This window comes from bacterium, assembly GCA_036504735.1.
Taxonomy (GTDB): Bacteria; Electryoneota; RPQS01; order RPQS01; family RPQS01; genus DASXUQ01.
In genome coordinates, this window is record DASXUQ010000008.1 from 120,109 (window position 1) to 136,410 (window position 16,302).

10 protein-coding genes are annotated in these 16,302 nt (G+C 59.3%); 4 read left to right on the top strand and 6 right to left on the bottom strand.

Annotated features, from left to right (window positions below; all coding sequences use genetic code 11):
- Positions 1-367 precede the first annotated feature (367 nt).
- From VGL38_06575 to VGL38_06590, 4 genes are all read right to left on the bottom strand, one after another.
- Positions 368-1,897: a T9SS type A sorting domain-containing protein gene (locus VGL38_06575; GenBank protein ID HEY3295083.1), complete on the bottom strand. Its 1,530-nt coding sequence runs from the start codon at positions 1,895-1,897 to the stop codon at positions 368-370.
- Between the two features lie 243 nt (positions 1,898-2,140).
- Entirely contained in the window at positions 2,141-3,676 is a 1,536-nt protein-coding gene (locus VGL38_06580; protein ID HEY3295084.1) for a T9SS type A sorting domain-containing protein, read from the bottom strand.
- A 270-nt stretch (positions 3,677-3,946) separates the two neighbouring features.
- The gene (locus tag VGL38_06585) at positions 3,947-5,305 is read right to left on the bottom strand and encodes an alpha/beta fold hydrolase (protein ID HEY3295085.1); all 1,359 of its coding nucleotides are present in this window, start codon (positions 5,303-5,305) and stop codon (positions 3,947-3,949) included.
- A gap of 88 nt (positions 5,306-5,393) precedes the next feature.
- Positions 5,394-7,070: a hypothetical protein gene (locus VGL38_06590; protein ID HEY3295086.1), complete on the bottom strand. Its 1,677-nt coding sequence runs from the start codon at positions 7,068-7,070 to the stop codon at positions 5,394-5,396.
- A gap of 383 nt (positions 7,071-7,453) precedes the next feature.
- Between VGL38_06590 and VGL38_06595 the strand changes: the two genes are divergently transcribed.
- The 4 genes from VGL38_06595 (at position 7,454) to VGL38_06610 (ending at position 9,051) form a co-directional block, all read left to right on the top strand.
- Positions 7,454-8,140: a hypothetical protein gene (locus VGL38_06595; protein ID HEY3295087.1), complete on the top strand. Its 687-nt coding sequence runs from the start codon at positions 7,454-7,456 to the stop codon at positions 8,138-8,140.
- 40 nt (positions 8,141-8,180) lie between these two features.
- Positions 8,181-8,567: a peptidoglycan recognition family protein gene (locus VGL38_06600; protein ID HEY3295088.1), complete on the top strand. Its 387-nt coding sequence runs from the start codon at positions 8,181-8,183 to the stop codon at positions 8,565-8,567.
- On the top strand, positions 8,564-8,815 hold the full coding sequence (locus VGL38_06605; GenBank protein ID HEY3295089.1) for a hypothetical protein: 252 nt from the start codon (positions 8,564-8,566) through the stop codon (positions 8,813-8,815). Before VGL38_06600 ends, VGL38_06605 begins: the two co-directional genes overlap by 4 nt.
- A 65-nt stretch (positions 8,816-8,880) precedes the next feature.
- Positions 8,881-9,051 carry a hypothetical protein gene (locus VGL38_06610; protein ID HEY3295090.1) on the top strand — a complete coding sequence of 57 codons (171 nt, stop codon included), beginning with the start codon at positions 8,881-8,883 and terminating at the stop codon, positions 9,049-9,051.
- Between the two features lie 151 nt (positions 9,052-9,202).
- On the opposite strand, the gene VGL38_06615 is transcribed toward VGL38_06610, so the two are convergent.
- Positions 9,203-12,619 (bottom strand): serine protease, encoded by a 3,417-nt coding sequence (locus VGL38_06615; GenBank protein HEY3295091.1) that lies wholly within the window; start codon positions 12,617-12,619, stop codon positions 9,203-9,205.
- Between the two features lie 315 nt (positions 12,620-12,934).
- Positions 12,935-16,198, bottom strand: a complete 3,264-nt coding sequence (locus VGL38_06620) for a serine protease (protein HEY3295092.1) — start codon at positions 16,196-16,198, stop codon at positions 12,935-12,937.
- Between the last annotated feature and the right edge of the window lie 104 nt (positions 16,199-16,302).

Below are 16,302 nucleotides of genomic sequence, written 5' to 3' on the forward strand. Positions count from 1 at the left end.
TGTTTCGCTTCATCGGCCCCACCATCAGTAGAGCAACGAGTATGCCGACTATAGTAAGGCTGGCAACAGGGTCTGCGATACTCGGGCAACATAGACGCCAACGGAAGTTAGCGAGACTGACCCTTTTGGGCAGCGGTTGACATCGGAAAACAGCGTGGGGGATATAGGCCACTTTCGCGAACAGGGTCTTCAAATCAACCAATCAAAGCCTTGGTCCACGGAGCGTATTTGAACCAGAGCGGATCTCGGGCGCATCGGCATCATAAAGAAAGGGCAGCCCTTGCGGGTGCCCTTTCGGAAGATTGTCGAAATGATGGAGTGAGAGGGTGGACAGGCAGGAGCCTGCCCGAGTTCCCTTCAGAATGCGTTACTTCATCAGCAACATTTTCTGCGAGGCGGTGTAGTTGCGTGCGTTCATGCGGCAGAGGTAGACGCCGGAAGGCAGCTTGGACGCATCAAACTGCACGGAATGGCTGCCACGCTCCATCTGGCCATTGACCAGCGAAGCGACCTGCTTGCCCATCAGGTCATAGACCTTCAGCGTGACGAAGCCGCTCTGCGCGACATCAAACGTAAGGTTGGTGATGGCGTTGAAGGGGTTCGGGAAGCTGGCATGCAGGGCCGACGACGTGACCAGGCCGGCGCTCTGCGGATGATCCACGCCTGCGGCGCACACGGGGACATCCACGCTGAAGTCGGCAGAGTTCTGGGCACAGTTTCCGGCGGTGACCTGCACAGTGAAGTTGACCGTACCGCCTTCGGGATTCGGAGTGCTGAGCTGAGCCGTGAAGCTGACGGCCGAGCTGTTTCCGGGCTGGATCGCCTCAATAGTCTGCGGATTGGTTCCGGTGATGGTTGCCGTACCGCCGATGCCGCTGCCATTGCTCATCAGGACGCTGATGGTGTTGCAGGCGATGCCGGCGCTGTCGGTGACATTGACCAGAATCTGGAAGGGATTGGGCAGGATCTCGCCTTCGATGCAGGCCAGCGACGGCTCGGAGACCGTGATATGGAGCGCACCCGCGGACGAGTTGATACCGCCGACACCGTAATAGGTCGCCACGTTGCGCGTCTGCCCCGAGGCGACCGGCATTTCATTCCAGCGATAGAGCACGGCGGAATCGCCGTAGTCCTGACCGTCACACGTGTCGTCCCAGCATGTCGAGTAGAAGTCACCCCAACCGCCGAAGGCGAGGGCATCCGGGGTCACCGCCTGGCCGCCCGTGATGGTGCCGCGGCCAACCAGCGAACCGGAATAGGGAATGGCATCCCAATAGGGATAGGGGAACGGCGCGGTGTAACAGGTGGCGACGGTGATGTGATTCGGGCCAAGGTAAAGCGTGGCGGCGTCGTCATCATCGACCATGGTGTCATATTCATAGAGCACGCCGATGTTGTGCGTGGCGCCGGAGTTGTTGGTTACTACGGTGCGCGTCAGCACGGCGGCGCTGGAATCGGAGAAGCTCACAACGGTATGGGTTACCGTCACGGCGATATTGCCCGGCAGCGTGTAGTTGTCCGCGATATGGATATTATCACTGACTTCGTTGACGAAGGTCGCTACACCTTGGCAACTGGCTCCGTCGGAGCCTTCCTGCGTCAGGTTATACACCTGGCCGTCCAAAGAGACGCGGACGCTGGTACTCCACGGATCATTGGGATAACCGTACAGCAATGTGCTGCCGCCGGCTGTGCCAATATTAAAATCGCCGTCTTCGTCGGTCTGCACGCAAACCAGACCGTTACAGAGGGTCGCATCAAGAGTGCTGTGAGCGGAACGAGCGTGGGTTAACTTGGGGCTCACTCCATGCTTGTGACCTGTCAGCGGGGCGGCAATGACGCCGATCGCGAGAACCAGAACGGCCAAAATACTGTAAACGATTTTGCACTGTTTCATTCGAACATTTCCTTTATGAGTTACGGATTGTGCAGGTCGGCTGCCAAGCGGTCGAAAGACGTCCTTCTCGCCGTGGCGGTGAAAGTGCATCCGAAGGCAAAGCTGCAAGCAGTGTGCCGAACCTGCGCCGATGTGATCTATAATATACTAAATCGTACAGACTTCTGCAATGGATATGGGAGTAAAGAAACGGGCAACCTCTATCGAGACTGCCCGTTGCGCATCGGCCAAGTACAGTAGATTTTATTTCATCAGAAGCATTTTCCGGACGGCGGTGTATTCGCCCGTATTCAGCCGGTAAAGGTAGACACCGGACGGCAGTTTTGACGCGTCGAACTGGACGACATGATGACCGCGCTGCACTGGCCCGCTGGCCAAGGTAACCACCTCTTCGCCGACGATATTGAAGACTTTCAGACTGACGGGGCCGTCCCGCACCAGATCGAAAGCAATGGTGGTTGTAGGGTTGAAGGGATTGGGGTAGTTCTGGTAGAGGGAATAGGCCGTGACCAGACCGCTGTTTGGCGGATCACCGGCGGCCAGTTCGCATTCCGGAACATCGACGCTGAAGTTCAGCGAGTTCTGCGCGCAGTTGCCGGCAGTGACGTTCACGGTGAAGTTCACCAATCCGCCGGCAGCGACGGGCGTCAATTGTGCGGTGAAGCTGACGGCCGCATTGTGTCCGGGCGTAATCGAATCGATGGTCTGCGGATTGGCTCCGGTAATCGTGGCTGTTCCGCCGGGTCCGCTGCCGCCGCTCATCTGTACGCTAATAGAGCGGCAGGCGATGGCCGCGCTATCGGTGACACTAACCAGAATCTGGAACGGATTGGGAGTGATCCGGTCATCGACACATTGCAGCGACGCCTGCGATACCGTAATTCGCAGCTCGCCCGCGGAGGTCTGGAAGCCGCCCACGCCATAGTAGGTGGCCACGTTGCGGGTCTGGCCTGCGGCGACCGGCATTTCATTCCAGCGATACAGCACGGCGGAATCGCCATAGGGGTCTCCGGTGCAGGAGTCCGCCCAGCATGTGGCATAGAAATCGGGCCATGCGCCGAAGGCGAGAGCATCGGGCGTGACGGCTTCGCCGCCGGTAAAGGTTCCGCGTCCTACGAGGGATCCGGAACTGGGAATGGCATCCCAATAGGGATACGAAAACGGCGCGGTGTAGCAGGTTTCCACGGCGATCCGGCTGGGACCGAGGAAAAGCTGTGCGGCATCATCGCCGTCGACGGTGGTGTCGTACTCGTAGAGCACACCGATGTTGTGCGACGTGCCCGAGGTGTTGGTGACCACCGTGCGCGTCAGCACGGCGCCGCTGGAATCGGAGAAGGTAACCGGTGTATGCGTGACGACGATGGTAAGACTTGGATTGGACATCGAGTACGTGTCCGTGATGTGTGTGGCGTCGTGGGTCTCGCTGACGAAGGTCACGACACCGGCGCAGTCGTTGCCGTTCTCACTGGTGAGGTTGTATTGCAGGCCGTCCACGGAGACGCGGATATCGGTGCTCCACGGGTCGTCGGGGTAGCCGTAGAGCAAGGTGCGCCCGTCCGGAGTGCCGATCGTGAAATCGCCGTCCTCATCGGTCGTGACGCAGACGTGGGCACTGCAGAGCGTATCGGTATCCAGAGTGTGGTGGCCGCCGCGCGCGGCTTTTTGCCGGGCATATTCCCGGCTGACCGTGTGGCTTGGGCTCACGGTCAGGCCGCCGGCAGCGTAGACCGCTGCGGCGGAGACGATAAGCAATGCCCAAACCCATGCGAATCTCTTCATGGTACTCATCCTCTTGCGCTTTGTTGTTCGGAGTATAGGTGACGGAATCCAAATCATGCTTTCTTGCAGATGCGCCGGAGTGTCACACCGGGCGCTCTTTGAGAACGCGGCAGGTGCCGGACAGGAACCGTTGCCTTGCTTGATCTCTACGGCACGGAGATGATCCGGCGGCGCGTGAACGGCGAGGACGAGGTTGGCTATAGTGCGTGCATCAAAAAAGGGCGGCCCGGAAATGAGCCGCCCTGAACAAAGATCGAACGGAAAAGAATGCTATCGGCTGCCGGTTTCGCTGCTGGCGGTCGTCTTTTTCGCCCAGTTGACGATTACCGGGAGCACTTGATCGCTGAAGGTCTTGAACGCGGGGCCGCTGTTCAGGCTGTCGAAGCTGGCCTGCTGCGAGGAGACCTTGTTGAAGAAGTGATCCATATCGGGCACCTCTACGAACTCGGCATGGCCGGGATGGTAATGATTGATCTCATCGGCGGTGTACCGGTGCTCGCGCGCGTCGGTGACGAAATCGGATTTGCCGTAGATCAGCAGGACGGGAGCGGTAACGGTCTTCCACTCGCGGGCAAGATTCAGACTGTCAAGTTGCTGCATGAAGCGGTAATCCACCGGATAGTCCACGTACTCTGCCAGCGTGGAGTCTTCGGCGATAATCTGCGCAGGGGATTTCTGCTCCACAAAGAGCTTGTGCGCGGCAAGTTCCTTTTTGTGGAAGGCGAGTTCGATGGAGTCGTAATCCATGTGGGAGAGCAGAAGCTGCCGCCGCTGATTGATAAGTTCATATTCGAACCAGGTGATCCCCGAGGTGGCAATCGCGATGATGCCTTTTACGGGCACGCGGTTGGCTACCACGGGAGCCTCGATGCCCCCCATGCTGTGGCCGAGCAGGATGACGCGGCTTGTGTCCATGTAGCTGAAGTTCGTGAGGGCGCGGATGGCGGTGACGAGACCGTTGACTTCATCATCAAAGCTCATCCGGGCGCAGGGCGGCCCTTCGCTGTCCCCCATGCCGGTCTTTTCAACGCGCACCGTGACGAATCCGTTGCGGGTGAGATCATAGAGAATGGTGCGGTAGGGCTGGGGCTGGTCGGCGGGAAGATCCAGCGAATAACAGCCGAGACCGCCGAGCATGACCACCACGGGGAGCTTGCCGGGAAGACGCGGTTTGGTGATGACAATCCGGCGCAGAGAGTCGCCGATGGAGACGGCTTCATAGAGCACATCAAAATCGGGCGGCGTCTCTTTAGGAAAAGGTTTCAGGGCGACAGCGCGGGTCATGCGCTTGCCGCCGCGCAGAACATCGAACGCAAGCTTATCGCCGACCTTGTGGTTCCTGAGTTCGGCGGCCACTGCGGGTGCATTGCCTGCGAGCTTGCCGTTAAGGCGCAGCAGAATATCGCCGGTTTGCAGTCCGGCAGCTTTGGCGCTGGCGTTGTCGTAGATTTTGCCCAGCAGCACGCCACCGCTGTCAGGGACGCCGCCTTTGCCGCGCAGACTATCGGGTACCGGTTGCATCTGCGCGCCGAAAAAGGCGCGGCGGGGAAGCTGACGCGGTTTGGCGGGTGCGGCCACGGCCGCAAGGGCCAGAGACAGCGCCAGCAGTCCAACAAACAAGGGTCTCATCTATCGTCATCCTTCAGGTGGGGGTGATGCCTTTCTGACGTTAGAGCCGGACAGGCAACAGAATGTTGCAGGGTGGCACCCGCTCGCGTCACCGTGCGGCTTGCGGCTTCTGCGCTGAGGGCGCATAATCATAAGGTATGAGCGGACGGAAGGTGACGGGTTGCGATGCTATGCGCGGGACCGGCAGTGCCTTGCCGGGCAAGGACATGGCCGGGGGCTGACCGGAATTGACGGCCGTTACTTCATACATCCGCACCGTCTCCGGGCCGCCAAGGCTGGCATCATCGGCAAAGGAGTTGCCCTGTGTAGTGCCGATCAGATGGCAGGGAACGCCGGGGCTGCAGTCGGCGCCGCCCGCGTAGACATTATAGGCTGACGCGCCGGGCACCGGGCTCCAATCGAGCTGGATGACGCCGATATCCGGCTGGGCGGAGATCACCAGATCGGCAACCGCAGGCGGCGGGCCGCAAGGCGCAGAACTGCAACTGAGCACATAGGGGCCTTCGCTGCCGCCATAGCCCTCGACGATGATGTAATAGATGCGGCCGGGGTCTGCCTGCCAGGTGACGGTGGGATTGAGGGTAGGCGAACCGTCACACAGGCCGTCATCGGCGCAGGCAATGAGGGAGTCTGGCGGGCAGGTGGGGCCGGTCCAGACTTCCATGACGGGGTCGAGATAAAAGTTGCCGGTTCCGCAGAGGCTGGCCGTGATCTGGGAGCACTGCTGTACATTAAAGAAGTACCAGTCTTCCTTGCTCTCTCCATAGTTGCATTGCACATGGTCATTGTTGCCGCAGCGCGTGTCACCCGTGATGGTGAGGGGGAACGCGAGCAGATAATCCCCGGCGCAGGAATCATGGCCGGTGGTGGCCGTGACATTCAGCACGTAGTAGCCGTTGCTGGTGTTCCAGCCGTCCACGATAATGTAATAGGCTTGATTGGCGTTGGCGCCGAAGGACACGGAACTCTGGTTGTTGGGACACGCGTCGTCGTTGCAGGCGACCGGAGTGGATCCGGCACAGCCGCCGCCGGTTCGCACAAAGAGCACGGCATCCATCAGCGGATGACCGCAGGTGGTGGCCGTGACCCAGGCGTCGCAGGGCAGTTGCAAGGTGTAGACCACATCCGGCGCATTGCTGAAAGCACAGGGTGGCGTGATGTCATTCAGCGCGCAGGCCGTGCTTCCGAAATCGGTGTAAGGGACATGGTCTATCAACCTGCTCCCGGAACAGTTGTCATTGGATGGCGGGAAGGATGTGCCGGTTACCACCAGCGAGTACGCGCCACGATCACCGTTATAACCGCTGATGATAATGAAGTAGTACTGGCCGACCTCGGCTGTGAACCCGACGGTGCTCTGGCGGCCGATGGGTCCACAGGCGTCATCGTTGCAGGTGATGACATAGGACCCGGGACAGTCGCCATAGTTCGTACCTCGCCGCACTTCCACCACGGTGTCATAAGACGATCCACAGAGTGCGACACTGACGCTGGTCAGGCAAGCAAGGGACAGCGCGTAGATGTCATCGGGCCCTGTCGCCGGGTTGAAATCGGGGCAGGCGAGCGTAAAGTTCGACGCGCTGGCAGTCGTGTTGCCATTGATCGTGATGGGCAAAGACACGATGGTGGACGGCGGGCAGGCGTCCTCATCAAGGGAATGGGACTCCCGCAACACAAGCGCGCTCGTCGGGTCGGCGGAAATCATTCGGGCATAGAGGGGAATGGTCAGAAGAAGCAGCGCGGCACAGAAGAAAGCCTTACGCATGGCAGGACCTCATATGTAAGCGGTTTTAGGGGATAGCCGGAAATAATCTCCATATAGGACTCATCGCGCGGTGTAATGACTCGCGGAGAGCAGAGGCTTTTGTTCCTTCGCGGCAGCAGATGGTAAGGTGTTCGCGCCGGCGCGGTGTGCAGCAAAAACCAACATCGGTCAGGCTTGTCATAGCACGAATCCTTTACCACAATCCCCACTGCGACTGACCGAGTGCCCCTGTGGAATATAGGCTGCGGGATGTCTGCGCGCAAGACGCAGTGGCTGTGAGCAAAAGATTTCGGATATTCAGGCGGTGAGCAAGATAGACCTCGAGAGCAAGACCCTACACAGTTCTAAATCATCTTTCCCCTAACTTCAAAAGGAGTCCAGCAATGCTTTTTCAACTTTTATCCGGACCGGTGGTGGCGATGAAGGAAGCCGCCGCGTCCACGGACATCGAGCAGATTAATGCGTTGCCCAACCCGCCGCTGTCGCCGTTGAATGCGGACGATTTGTACATCCGCCGCTGCCGGCTGGCGGGCGATGCGGTGGATTCGCAATGCGGCTGCTTCCGCACGCCGGACCTGCCGCGGCTGCTGGAACTGACGCACGGCGCACCGGCGCTGATCGGGCACAACCGGGAGAGCATTGCCGTGGCGCGGTTCTTCGGCGGTGCGGTCGATGAGCACGAAGGGCACCGCTACATTGTGCCCAAGTTCTATTGGCCGAAGGCGCACTCCGCAGCGGAGGATTTTCGCGTGCTGCTGGATTGCGGAATTATCAGCGAGGCCTCGATTGCCTTCACCTTCAGCAAGCCGAGCTGTTCGATCTGCGGCAAGGATATCCGCGAGTGCGAACATGAGCCGGGAACGATGTACGGCCTCAGGCTTTGCTACTATCACTATGACGGCATCGACCGCGTGCTGGAGGGGAGCTTTGTCTATCGCGGCGCGGAACCGGGTACGGGAATTCTGGCGGAGATCTCGGAGATGAAGCGCTCGCTGAAAGGCAAGAAGACGATGACGGTGCGGATCGGCGGGCGGTCCTATGAAGCCATGGCACCGTTGCAGCAAGGATGAAGGCGGAAGGATGAGGGATGAAGGCAAGAAGGAGGAGCAGATGAGAATGATCCGCAAGATCATCGTGCATGCATCGGGGAAGACGGGTGACGATGCGTCGCAGATTGACGTGCGGCACCGGAGACGGGGATTGCGGCGCATCGGGTTTCACTATGTGATTGGCGATGAAGGATCCCTCGCGCGTGGCAGAGGGCTCGATGAGGCGGGAGCGCATTGTCTCGGGTACAATGCCGATTCGGTGGGGGTGTGCCTGTGCGGAACGGGACTGCCGACCGTGGCGCAGATGCGGAAGCTGCACGGTCTCACCTGCCGCCTCCTGAAGAAGTTTCCCCGGGCGGATGTGGTGCGGGCGGGCGACCTCGATCCCTGGCTGCCGGATATTCTGAAACTGGATGTTTCCCTGCTGCGAAAGGAGCGGCCATCATGACCGATCATGAGACCTCGCTGGACCGGGGACTGGGCAGAGTGGAGGCGCGAGTGGCGGATCTGACGGATCAGATCAGCGGCCTGCGCAAAGAACTTTCTTCCGTGGTGAAGACGCTGGAATCGGCGATTGCCGGACACCGCGAACGGATCGCGGCCTTGGAGGCGTTCCGCCGCTGGATGATCGGTCTGATGACCGGACTGTTTCTGAGCAGTGTGGCGGCGGTGTTCGGGTATCTGCTCAAGTCGTGAAGGCAAAATAGGAAATGTGAAATAGGAAATAGGAGACAAGACCCTGTGCTTGAAAGGAGAGTCACATGTGGCAGTTCTGGAAGAGTAAGACGGTGTGGACGGCGCTGATTACGGGAATCGCCGGATTGGGGTTTTATTTCACCGGGGAGATGAATCTGGTGGACCTGGTGAAGATCGAGAGCCTGTGTGCGCTGATGGCTTTTTTACGGCACGGCGTGGCCAAGGCGGAGTTGTAAAACGCAAGGCGGGGCAGACTTGATGAGTCCGCCCTGCTGCTTTTCATCGTCGGATGGCTGACACACCGTTTCGCGATTCCGAGAGAAGAGGCGGGCCTTGCGGCCCGCCTCTGTTGCATACGGAAAGTCTGTCCAACGCAGACTATGGGGGTTATCTTACCGGATTGGGTGCCTGCTTGTTGGGATTGGGAACATAGACCGTATTGAGCCTGCTGTAGGCATTGATGAAGACCGGTTCCTGCCGCGCTGCATCGAGCTTGGGAGCATCCGGTGCGGACTCGGTGCCGGCGAACGGATCAGCGGCAAACCACGGCTCGGACGTCGGCGCGGCCGTGGCCTTGTCGACGACGGGACTGACGGAGCCGCTCTCGCCCTCCACAAGCGTCGGCAGTTGAGCGGCGGTCACGGCGTAATAGTAGCGGTCCGCAGCGGTGCTCAACACATTGACGTCATAGTAGCCGAGGGACAGGGTGGAGTCAATCTTGTGGACCGAACTGACCAGACCTGTCGGCGACGTCCAGCGGTAGATGTTGTAGTAGTAGGCTGGTCCCTGCGACGCCCACTGCAGATACATATGCGGGGCCATGGGCAGAATCACCAGCGAATCGACACTGGCAGGTGTGCTGCACGGCTGTCCGGTAACATTCAGCACATAGGGGCCGGCGTTCGAACTGTAGCCGTGTACAATCAGGTAGTAGGTGACATTTGCGCTGGCCTGGAAGTTTACCGTGCTTTGCAGGGTGCTGTTGCCGCCGCAGAGGTTGTCATCATTGCCGACCACCAGCGTGGTGCCGGGGCAGGCGCCGTTGCGGTAGACACTGATGCCGGTGTCATACCCGCTGCCGCAAAGGGAGACGGTTACGCTCTGACAGGTTGCCGAGTTCAGAGTATAGACGGCGTCGGGGCTGGTATTGCCCTGGAAATTCTGGTAGTTGTGGTTATCGCAGGCTGTGCTGCCAATGTCGGTGAAAGGCAGGCTGGCGATGGCCGTGCCGGGGCAGACGTCATTGGACGGAGTGAATGCTCCACCGGCGCTGGCGTTGAGCACAAAGGCTCCGGCTGCTCCATTGAAACCGCTGACGATGAAGTAGTAGGTTACGCCGGCATAGGCGCGGAAGGTAACCGTGCTTTGCAGGCCGAACGTCGCTCCGCAATAGTTGTCATCATTGCAGGCCACGGACACCTGACCGGGACAGGCTCCGCCGGCACGCACATCCAGCACGCAGTCATAGGTCGAACCGCAGAGCGATACGGTCAGAGATTCGCAGGAGGCGGGCGTGAAGTTGTAGACCACATCGGGTGAAGACGTCACGCGACAGGCTACAGCGTAATCATGAGTGCCGCAGGCCGTATTGCCGGCATCAGAATAGGGCAGGCTGGCAATCGTTGTTCCGGGGCAAACATCATTGGGCGGAGTGAAGGGCGTTCCGGTCACGTTGAGCGTATAGTTGCCGGTCAGGCCGAAATAGCCGCCGATCAACACATAATAGTTGGTGTTGCCCTGCGCGAGGAAACTCACCTGGCTTTGCAGACCGCAGTAATCATCATTGCAGGCCACCAGCGTGTTGCCGGGGCAGGAGCCGCCCGCATAGACGCTGATCTGCGTGTCGTAGTTGGAGCCGCACAGGGAGGCGGTGACCGTCTGGCACGACGGGACATTCACCGTGTAGACCACTTCGGGAGACGAGGTGGTCACGCAGTTGGAATAGTTGGCCGTCGCCGTGCAGGTGCTGCCGGTATTGCTGTAAGGCAGCGCGGAAATCAGCGTGCCGGGGCAAGCGTCATTAGCCGGCACAGGGTCACTCGGGGTGCCGGTGACACTCAGCGTGAAGGCGCCGGAGTTGGAGCCATAGCCGTATACCAGAATGAAATACTGCACGCCGGGCTGCGCGGTGAAAGTCGCCAGGCTGTTGTACGGATTGCCGTTGACATTGCCACAGTAGTCGTCGTTGGACGCCACCAGTGTGGTGCCGGGGCAGGCGTCGCCCGTGCGGATTTCAATACCGGTGTCGAACGCCGAGCCGCAGAGCGATGCGGTGACGGCGGTAGCGCAGGTCAATTGCAGGTTATAAACCACATCGGGTGAGGTGCCGAAGATCGCGTGAGTGTAATTATTCACTGCCAGATTGGTATTGCCGTTGTCGGTATAGGGCAGGCTGTAGATGCCGTAACCGGGGCAGGCATCATTGCCTGAGGCGGACGGATACGCGCCGTTAACCACACTGGGATTCGAACCCGACGGGTCGAGCCAGTTGCTGAGACGGGTGGAATTGCTGCCGTTGCCGGGCCAGGAGACGGAGAGCTTGCCATAGAGGGCGAGCGGGCCGTTGGGATTGCTGCAGCCCGGATAGCCGCCATGAAGCTGGCCAATCACGCGGCCATTCTGGTCGTAGCCGGGCGAGCCGGAGGAACCCGGTTCCATTGCGCCGCTGGTCCACCACATGCCCCAATGGGAATTGGGACCGACGCCGTTCCAGTCCGAACTGAACATGGCATTGGTCGTCCAATAGATCTTCTTGATGTCACCGCGAGGATGGGAGATGCCGGTGCAATTGGCCGGGGTGCCGCCGGAACGATCCCAACCGGCCCAATAGGGACTATAAGCCATGGGAACCGGCGTGGACAGGCGCAGCAGGGTGAAATCGGAAATGCTGTAGTTGGACACCAGCGTCGCGTTGGCGACGGTCTGATTGCCCGGCCCGTTGATGTTCGAACAGTTCGGGCTTTCGTAGTTGAAATAGAAAATGTACGTATCCGACGGGTTGCTGGTGCAGTGATTGGCCGTCAGGAAGTACGGCGTGTAATCCTGCGCGGTGTTGTTGACCAGAGTGCCCGAGCACTGGCCGGAGTTGTTGATGAAGTACATGGCCACGCCGTGCTTGTGAGCCTGCCAGCTCGCTCCGGCGGGGCAATTGATATTGATCTCGCAGGGTTCCGAATCGCCGAAACTGTCGGTTGCCCGGGCGCGCAGCACGTCGCGATATGCATGGCAGACCTTGGAGACCGAAAGACGGCTCTGACCGCTCAATGCGGCGGGTTCCAGATATTCGAGGGTAATCGCATCACCGGGAATATGCTCGGTAATATTGTTGGGACCGTCCCAGTTATTGGCCGAGGTAAAGGCGCCGATGACTTTGCTGCGGTTGTCATTGTACAGATAAAGCTGTCCGCCCTTGGGAATAAACCAGTCGTTATACAAGAGGCCGATGGAGTACGCTCCGGGCGAGGAAATCCGCAGCCTCCACACATGGTCGCCGTTGGGCAGCGTGGTCCAGACCCCCGAGTTGCGGAGATTGTAGGCCACGTCCAACTCCGCGGCAAAGCGGAAGGGATGCGGGCCGTCCACAACGGAGTCTTCGCGCATCAGGCTTTGCGTGTCCACGGCGGGCATTTGAATGGTGGGAACGGTCCCGGAAATGCTCGAGGAGAAGCTCGGCGGCGTGCCTCCGGAACTGATCTGGGCCAGTGCCGGAGAGGTACACAGACCGGCGCAGAACAGCAGAGCGAGGCATAGCGCCAGCGCTCCCGTACAGCGCAGCTTAAGCAAATTGCCAGTAGAGATATTCATAGTGTTCCCTTTCAGTTTTACTCTTTACAGATACTTATTGCAGTGGACTGCGTAAAAGATGATATTCAGGATAGAAAAATCCCATTAGAGCTAAAGATAAGCAGGTCTGAAAAAGAATGCTACAGTTGGCGGGTATAAATATGAGAAAGTTGATCTTTTTTGACGCTATAGCGTCTAATTATTCTATCTCAACATAAAACAAAAAGAAGGCGAGTCAAAAAGACTCGCCTTCTGTATTCGGTCCACTATGGCTGAGACCTCAGAGCTTCACAGGACCTCCTGCCTGAAGGTTCAAGCAGAAGATTACCGTTCGTCCTACCGCGTGGGCTTCACCTTCGCTTTGGCCGGATCAGGCTTGTAGTGAGTATTGAATTGATCGTAGGCCGGAAGATAGAAACCTTGGGGCATGCTGGTCTCCGCAGGTTTGGCCACATCAGGTTGCGGAACCGCCGGATAAGGATCAGCGGCGAAGAACGGTTCGGAGGCCGCTGCTGCCGTGGCCTTGTCCACGGTCACCGTTTGATTGGGTTCGCTGCCATCCGCCAGCAGAAGAGTGGGCAGGGTCGCCGCCGACACGGCATAGAAGTATTTCGTGGCGGGCGTGTTCAACACATTCGAGTCGTAGTAGTAATAGTTCGTCGTGGAGTCAATCCTGTTCGCCGGGGCGACCAGCCCAGTGGGGGATGTTGCACGGTAGATGTAATACTTGTAGGCCGGGCCTTGGAATTTCCACTGCAAGTAGACGTCGGTGCCAGCGGGCGCGATAACGAGGCTGTCTACGGCGGCGGTTGTTCCGCACGGCGTGCCGGTGACATTGAGCACGAACGGTCCCGAGTAAGTGAAGTAGCCATGTACCAGAATATAGTAGGTGACTCCCGCGCTGGCCTGGAAGCCGAGTGTGCTTTGCAGCGTCCCTATGCCGCCACAGAGATTGTCATCATTGCCGGCCACCAGTGTGGTGCCGGGGCAGGCGCCGTTGCGATAGACGCTGAGGCCGGTGTCGTACCCGCTGCCGCACAGAGAGACACTGACATTCTGACAAGTGGCTGATGTGAAATTGTACACCGCGTCGGGGCTGGTGTTCCCCTGGAAGTTGGGATAGTTGTGGGTATCACACGTCGTGCTGTTGATGTCCGTGAAGGGCAAACCGGCAATGGTTGTGCCTGGACACGTATCGTTAGACGGCGTGAACCCTGCGCCCGCCGACACGTTGATCACAAACGGTCCGGCATTCCCGTTGAACCCGCTGACGATGAAGTAATAGGTTACACCGGCATAGGCGCGGAAGGTGACCTGACTCTGCAAACCGTTGCCGGTGGGGCACGCGTAATCATCATCGCAAGCCACCGACACCGCTCCGGGGCAACTGCCGCCGGCGCGGACGTCTATCAGGCAATCATAACCCGAGCCGCAGAGGGACACCGTCAAGGACTCGCAAGCCGCAGGCGTGAAGTTGTAGACCACGTCCGGCGACGTCGTGACGCGGCAGGCCACGGAATAGTCGTGGGTTGCGCAGCCCGTATTGCCGAAGTCAGAGTAAGGCAGACTGGCGATGCTGGTTCCGGGACAGACATCGTTGGGCGGCGTGAAGGGCGTGCCGGTGACGTTCAGAGTGTAGTTGCCGGTTTCACCGTTATAGCCGCCGATCAGGATGTAATAGTTCGTGTTTCCCTGGGCCACAAACGTGGCCGTGCTTTGCACGGTGAAATTGGGGCCGCAGTAATTGTCATCATTGCAGGCGACAAGAAACTCGCCCGGGCAGGCACCGCCGGCGTAAATGCTAAGCTGGGTGTCGAAGTTGGAACCGCAGGTCGACACCGTCACCGTCTGACAGGACGGGATATTCAACGTATACACCACATCCGGCGACGATGCAGTGACGCAACCCGTGTAGTTGGCGGTAGCCGTACAGGTGCTGCCGCTGTTGGTGTAGGGCAGTGACGTGATGGACGCGCCCGGGCAGGCATCGTTTGGCGGTACCGGAGCGGTGGGCGTGCCGGTCACATTGAGGGTATAGTTGCCCGAGTTGGCGCTGTAGCCGTAAATCATGATATAATACTGTACGCCCGCCGTGGCGGTAAAGGTCGTCTGGCTGTATCCCGGAGGAAAGCCGCAGAAATCGTCATCGTAGGCGACCAGTGAAGATCCCGGACACGACCCGCCGGTGCGGATCTCCATGCGGGTATCGAAATTCGTTGTCCCGCTGCACAGCGAGGCGGTGACCGTGCTGGTGCAGGTGAGGGGATAGAGCGTATACAGCACGTCCGGCGAGGGATCCCCGTTCAAATGCGGGTAGTCGGCATGAGCGGTACTCGTGCTGCCGTTGTCGGTGTAGGGCAGACCGAAAATGGTGAATCCGGGGCAAACATCATTGCCGGGCGGGTTGATATAGGCGCCGTTGAGAACGGACGTGGTATTCGGCGGGTCAAGCCAGTCCCGCAGTTCCGTTGCGGGTGTGCCGCCCCGCGCCCAGGACATGGAAAATTTGCCGTAGTAATCCGATCCGGTCGGATTGTTGCATGCCGCCGGGCCGCCGTGAAGCTGGCCGCTGATATGAAAATTCAGGTCGAAAAGAGGCGATCCGGAAGATCCCGGCTCGGTGGTGCCCACATCGTAGGCGCCGATTTGCCAGTGGGAATTGGCGGGCGTGCCACTCCACGTGCTGCTGGTTACCGCGTCATTATCAATCGCCAGCTTCTTGACGTCGCCCGAGGGATGCGAAATATTGTAAGAATGGGTCCATGTCAGGTCGCGGTTATCCCAGCCGTTGAAGAAGGGACTGTAGGACGCGGGCACGCCGGAGGACAATTGCAGCAGCGCGAAATCGGAATCCAGATTGTGCGCCAGCAGCGTCGCATTGGAGATGGTCTGATTGGTCGGACCATCGGTGTTGGGCGAGCAGGCCGGACTTTCATAATTGAACACAAAGACCCAACTGCCCTGGTTGCCATCGAGGCAGTGATTGGCCGTCAGAAAGTAAGGAGTGCCGTTCTGCGTGGTGTTATTGATCAGCGAACCGGTGCACCAGCGTGAGCCGCCGTTGATGATCATCGCCACGCCGTGTTTGTAATTCTGCAGGGTCGAGCCTGCCGGGCAGTTGATGTTGACATTGCAAGGCCCGGAGTCACCGAAATTCTCGGCGGCGCTGGGCGGACCGAACAGATTGCGGTACGCGTGGCAGACCTGGAAGATGGCGAGCACGCTCTGGCCGCGCAGGGCGCGGGGTTCAAGATATTCAAGCGTGACCGCATCGCCCGAAACCGGCTGCGTAATGTTCGTGCCGTCGGTCCAGTTGTTGAACGAGGTAAAGGAGCCGATTACCTGGCTGTGATTGTCGTTGTAGATCCAGAGTTGGCCGCCCTTCGGAATGAACCAGTGGTTGTAGACCAGACCAATGGAGTAGGCCTGCGGGGAAGAGATGCGCAGACGCCACACACGGTCGCCATTGGGGAGTGTACTCCACACCCCGGAGTTTCCCAGATTGAGATTTACGTCCATGGCGAGCGCGAAACGGTTGCGCTCTTCCTTGGGCAGTTGTTCATCCTCGCGCAGCAGCGCCGCGTGATCGACGGCGGGCATCTGAATGGTAGGCGCCGCCCCGGAAATGCTTTGCGAAAAGCTGGGCGGTGTGCCGCCGGAGCTGATTTGTGCTACGGCCCGAGAAACCCACGGCCCGGCTCCGA

What these genes read in the sequence shown, in the direction of transcription:
- VGL38_06605 (HEY3295089.1), top strand. Translation starts at nt 8,564, where the DNA reads ATGACCGATCATGAGACCTCGCTGGACCGGGGACTGGGCAGAGTGGAG.
- VGL38_06590 (HEY3295086.1), bottom strand. Translation starts at nt 7,070, where the DNA reads ATGCGTAAGGCTTTCTTCTGTGCCGCGCTGCTTCTTCTGACCATTCCC.
- VGL38_06595 (HEY3295087.1), top strand. Translation starts at nt 7,454, where the DNA reads ATGCTTTTTCAACTTTTATCCGGACCGGTGGTGGCGATGAAGGAAGCC.
- VGL38_06620 (HEY3295092.1), bottom strand. Translation starts at nt 16,198, where the DNA reads ATGCCCGCCGTCGATCACGCGGCGCTGCTGCGCGAGGATGAACAACTG.
- VGL38_06610 (HEY3295090.1), top strand. Translation starts at nt 8,881, where the DNA reads ATGTGGCAGTTCTGGAAGAGTAAGACGGTGTGGACGGCGCTGATTACG.
- VGL38_06575 (HEY3295083.1), bottom strand. Translation starts at nt 1,897, where the DNA reads ATGAAACAGTGCAAAATCGTTTACAGTATTTTGGCCGTTCTGGTTCTC.
- VGL38_06615 (HEY3295091.1), bottom strand. Translation starts at nt 12,619, where the DNA reads ATGAATATCTCTACTGGCAATTTGCTTAAGCTGCGCTGTACGGGAGCG.
- VGL38_06580 (HEY3295084.1), bottom strand. Translation starts at nt 3,676, where the DNA reads ATGAAGAGATTCGCATGGGTTTGGGCATTGCTTATCGTCTCCGCCGCA.
- VGL38_06600 (HEY3295088.1), top strand. Translation starts at nt 8,181, where the DNA reads ATGAGAATGATCCGCAAGATCATCGTGCATGCATCGGGGAAGACGGGT.
- VGL38_06585 (HEY3295085.1), bottom strand. Translation starts at nt 5,305, where the DNA reads ATGAGACCCTTGTTTGTTGGACTGCTGGCGCTGTCTCTGGCCCTTGCG.